Below are 4,368 nucleotides of genomic sequence, written 5' to 3'. Positions count from 1 at the left end.
GGAGCCCAGTAGGTCGCCCGCAGATCGTCCGCGGTGAGGCCTTGGTGTCGAGGACGATCACGCCTCGAGATCCGCAGCACGGGGTCGGTCGCTCCGCTCCGGGATGTCGAGCTCGGCCCCCGAGGTCCGGGCCACCCGTCGGCGGATCTGGCTCGCCAACCCCCTCTCGACCGGGCCGTCGTCCAGTGCCTCACCGAGAATGGCTCGGGCCTCGGCCTCCATGGAACGGCCGTGCTCGGCGGCGCGGCGCTGCAGTGCCCTCTTCCACTCGTCGTCGAAGGCCCTGATGGTCAACGTGGCCATGGTCGAGTCCTCCACGGGGTTCGGGTGCTAGCCCTGCATGCAATGCCAGCATGAGTGCGCCCTGTGCGTGGGCTCGCCCGGGTTGGCGGTCACCGGCCGCCGAGGCGGCGCCTCCCACCGGATGAAGTGACCGGCCGAGGGGCAGCGGTGGGAGACTGCTCGCATCACGTCGCCGACCGATCCCCTCGTCGCCCTCGGCTGGTCTGACCGTTGGGCGGCGCTCGCCGACGCCGCGGCCGAGGAGCTGGGGCGCGACGACGCGGTGCCGGGTCGCGTGATCCGCCACGACGGCGTGGCGGTGCTGGTCGCCACCGCCGAGTGGGTCGAGCAGCGGTCGGTGCTCCCCGCGGTCGACCCGGTGCCGGTCGTCGGCGACTGGGTGCTCAGCACCGACGAGTCCGTCGTCGCCACCCTCGAGCGCACCTCGCTGCTGCGCCGTCGCGACGCCATGCGCGACGTCGAGCAGCCCATCGTCGCCAACATCGACACGGTCGTCATCGTGTGCGGGCTCGACCGCCCGGTGAAGGACGGCCGCATCCAGCGGGCCACCGCCATTGCCTGGGACGCCGGTGCGGCGCCGGCGGTCGTGCTCACCAAGGCCGACCTCGTCGACGACGCCGAGGCCACCGCCAAGGCCGTCGCCGGGGCCAACCCGGGCGTGACGGTCATCGTCACCTCCGCCGCGACCGGCGAGGGCATCGAGGAGGTCCGGCGCCTGGGGGCCGACCACACCGTGGTGCTCATCGGCGAGTCGGGCGCGGGAAAGTCGAGCCTGGCCAACGCGCTGAGCGACGGTGACGTGGCGGTCGTCGGCGCCGTGCGCGCCGGCGACGCCAAAGGTCGACACACCACCACCTCCCGCGAGCTGCACCCGCTGGCGTCGGGCGGGGTGCTGATCGACACCCCCGGCATCCGCTCCATAGGGCTGTGGACCGACGCCGAGTCGGTGGCCGCGACCTTCGACGACATCGAGACCCTCGCTGGAGACTGCCGGTTCTCGGACTGCGCCCACGGCGGCGAGCCCGGGTGCGAGGTGACCGCGGCGGTCGCCCGGGGCCAGCTGCACCCAGATCGTCTCGACGCGTGGCGCTCCTTCAGCGAGGAGGTCGAGGCGTCCGAACGTCGGGCCGAGGAACAGAAGTGGCGCCGACCGGAGGCGCCCCCCGCCTCGAAGCAGGGCCCCCGTCGTCGGGGACGCACCTGACGGCGGAGAGGGTCCGCGTGCACCGGACCGCAACGTTCAGACCGGTGGTGCGGGCGCCACCCCACGGCGGTCGGGCGCGACCTCGGGTGGTGCCTGGTCGTCGGAGAGCTCGCCCTCGGGGCGGGAACCGTCCCCACCGGAACCGTCCCCACCGGAACCGTCCCCACCGGTGCCGTCCCCACCGGAACCGTGCCCACCGGAACCGTCCCCACCGGTGCCGGCGGCACCATCGCCCGGCGGGCTCCCGGACGACGCGGCGTCGGCCGGGAACCGTCCCGGTGGCGCGCCGTCGGTGCTCCGCCTCGCCGGACGGACCCTCATCCGCTTGGCCACGTACATCGCCTGGTCGGCTCGCTCCAACAGGTCGGCGGGACGGTCCGCCGGGGTGCTGGCGGCCCGGCCCACCGAGGCCGTCAACCGCACCTCCGCGTGACCGACGTGGAACGGCTCGGCCAAGGCGTCCGCGATGCTTGTCGCGACATCGCGAGCCGTGTCGTCGGCCACCGGAGCGGCGAGCAGGACGCAGAACTCGTCGCCCGCCAGGCGCACCACCAGGTCGTTGGCCCCGACGATCGACCGGATCCGCTCCACGACCTCGACGAGCACGCAGTCACCGGCCCGGTGGCCGTGGTTGTCGTTGACGGCCTTGAACCCATCGAGGTCGACGAAGAGCAGGAAGATGCGCCGGGGCCCGCGCAGCTCGCGCGCCAGACGCCCCACCAGGTGCGCCCGGTTGGCGGCCCCGGTGAGCGCGTCGTGGTCGACGCGGTGGCGGAGCTCCCGCCTCGGTCTGACGGCGCGCGCTCACGTCGCGCCCGATGGCGTACACGAAGCCCTCCTGCAGGTCGGGCTGGAGGTCGAGCTCCAGCCACACCGAGTGGCCCGCCTTGTGGGTGAACTGCAGCTCGACGTGGCGGGACCCGAGGCGGCGCAGGGACTCGAGGTCCGGAGGGCCGTCGGGCTTGTCCTCGCCGAGGACCAGCTCGGCCCGGTCGGTCCCGATCAGCTCGTCCTGGGTGTAGCCGAGGATCGCCTCACACGCGGGGTTGACGGTGCGCACCGTGCCGTGGAGGTCGAAGCTCACGATCAGGTCGCTCGACGCGTTGCACACCATGTCGGCCAGTCGCCGCTGGCGACGCACGGCGCTGACCGTCGACCCGAGCAGCGAACCGATGATGACGACGGCCACGACGCGGAAGGTGACGAACGCCAGCGGCTGGACGATGTCCTGGCGAGCGTGGACCACGACCGACCAGGTCGCCGCCATCACCCCGGCGGCGGCCCCGGTGGCCATTCCCCCGATCCTTCCCCACCGCACGGCGCCCTCGGCGGCGAGGAACAACGGCAGCATCTGGATGGGATCGGTCGGGTCGCGCAATGCGTTGGCAAGGAACAGCGCGATGAGCATGACGTCGAAGCCCATGGTCAGCGCACCCAGCCGGCGAATCGCCGTCGGGCCCGGGTGGCGGGCCATGGCCCACCGGGCGGCGACCACCGAGACCGCCAGCGCGCCGAGCGTGGCCCACACCATGACGGCCCGGTCGGCCGGGTAGATCAGCCCCTGGGCCGCCCCTGCGAAGAGGGCCAACGTCCGGTAGCGGTGGATGCCCCGCTCAGTCTCGACGCGGGCCCGGTGGTCCGCCGCGTCGCGCCGTCTCGACAGCTCCGTCCCCCCTGCTGCGACCGACACCCCGTCCATCCTTCCCTCATCGCCTGTCGCGGGTCCGATGTGAGCACACGACACCGGATGTCAAGCTCCGATGGAGAGGGGTCAGAAGTTCTTGGGCATCTCGGTCATGCGCCGGACGAGCGGCTCGAAGTGCTCGAGGGGGAGGGTGTCGTAGCTCGGGTCGAAGGCGATCTGGTCCCACTCATCCGCGAACCGAGCGGCGAGGTCGTACCAGGGCTGACCTGCGTGCTGGTCGCGCTCGTCGGGGCTCTTGCCGAAGTGCTCGTAGTAGTGGCGGCCCTGGAAGTCCTGGTGGTGGAGGATGGCGCGGAAGACGTCGTCGCGCACGAAGGGCTTGATCATCTCCGCCGCGATGGCCGGGTGGTTGAACACGCTGACGACCTTGCCGATGTCGTGGCACAGGGCGCCGAAGACCATCTCGTCGTCGGCACCGGCCCGCTCGGCGAGGGTGGCGGTCTGGAGGCAGTGGGTGAGCTGGTCGGTGGCGAAGCCGTCGGTGATGCCACCCAGCTGGCGCAGCATGGTGAGGAACTGCTCGGCCACGCGGGGCTGGTTCTTCAGCGTCTCCCCGCCGATCACCGCCCACTGCTCGGCGGTGGACTCGTCCATGCGGGTGAAGGTGGTGGGCGTAAGCTCGGTGGTCGTCATCGCAGGCCTCCAGCGATCGGTCGAGCGGCGATCGGGGACGATGCCGCAGGCGCCTCTCAGCCTAGGACCGGAGACGCCCGGGGTCACCCCGACGCCCCCGAGGCTCGTGCTCACCGGTCGAACGAGGACCTTTGGGTGGGTGTCCCGGTGGCTCGTCGGGGTAGTCCTGCCCCCTCGTCCGAGCTTCCGCCCGAACGCCTGCCCAGGAGCACCCCTTGACCATCGTCCTCTCCATCGTGTGCGCCGACGGGTTGGTGATCGCCGCTGACTCACAGATCACCGACTCCAGCCGCGGCATGAGCTATCCGGCCCAGAAGCTCCACGCGCTCGGCGACCAGGCGGCCTGGGGCGGGAGCGGCGCCCGCTCCGTCCTGCTCGACCTCGAGCGGATCTTCAGCTCCTCGTCGGGCGCGATCCTCGAGGGAGAAGACGTCGGGCGCGAGATCCAGGAGCGGGTCCTGCCCGTGCTCCGGCACCACTACGACAACTTCATCGAGAGGGTGCCCGGCGAGGAGACCGCGGG

General features: G+C 72.1%; 5 protein-coding genes and 1 pseudogene. 2 read left to right on the top strand and 4 right to left on the bottom strand.

Going from position 1 to position 4,368, the window contains the following annotated elements; all coding sequences use genetic code 11:
* Positions 1-57: 57 nt before the first annotated feature.
* Positions 58-303: a FitA-like ribbon-helix-helix domain-containing protein gene (locus VNL12_RS07775; RefSeq protein WP_325593229.1), complete on the bottom strand. Its 246-nt coding sequence runs from the start codon at positions 301-303 to the stop codon at positions 58-60.
* 163 nt (positions 304-466) lie between these two features.
* On the opposite strand from VNL12_RS07775, the gene rsgA reads away from it, so the two are divergent.
* A complete protein-coding gene (gene rsgA, locus VNL12_RS07770; protein WP_414654866.1) occupies positions 467-1,507 on the top strand; it encodes a ribosome small subunit-dependent GTPase A in 1,041 nt (346 codons plus the stop codon).
* Between the two features lie 36 nt (positions 1,508-1,543).
* On the opposite strand, the gene VNL12_RS07765 is transcribed toward rsgA, so the two are convergent.
* The 3 genes from VNL12_RS07765 to VNL12_RS07755 form a co-directional block, all read right to left on the bottom strand.
* Positions 1,544-2,227 carry a GGDEF domain-containing protein gene (locus VNL12_RS07765; RefSeq protein WP_325593225.1) on the bottom strand — a complete coding sequence of 228 codons (684 nt, stop codon included), beginning with the start codon at positions 2,225-2,227 and terminating at the stop codon, positions 1,544-1,546.
* Entirely contained in the window at positions 2,118-3,197 is a 1,080-nt protein-coding gene (locus tag VNL12_RS07760; protein ID WP_325593223.1) for a PAS domain S-box protein, read from the bottom strand. Before VNL12_RS07760 ends, VNL12_RS07765 begins: the two co-directional genes overlap by 110 nt.
* An 81-nt stretch (positions 3,198-3,278) precedes the next feature.
* Positions 3,279-3,845: an HD domain-containing protein gene (locus VNL12_RS07755; RefSeq protein WP_325593221.1), complete on the bottom strand. Its 567-nt coding sequence runs from the start codon at positions 3,843-3,845 to the stop codon at positions 3,279-3,281.
* Between the two features lie 215 nt (positions 3,846-4,060).
* Here VNL12_RS07755 and VNL12_RS07750 point away from each other — a divergent pair.
* A pseudogene (locus VNL12_RS07750) lies at positions 4,061-4,368 on the top strand (proteasome protein); the annotation flags it as partial.

The sequence above is a fragment of the Iamia sp. genome, from assembly GCF_035575815.1.
Classification (GTDB): Bacteria; Actinomycetota; Acidimicrobiia; order Acidimicrobiales; family Iamiaceae; genus Iamia.
Note: the sequence above shows the minus strand (reverse complement) of the source record. Positions and strands in the feature narration are given on the sequence as shown.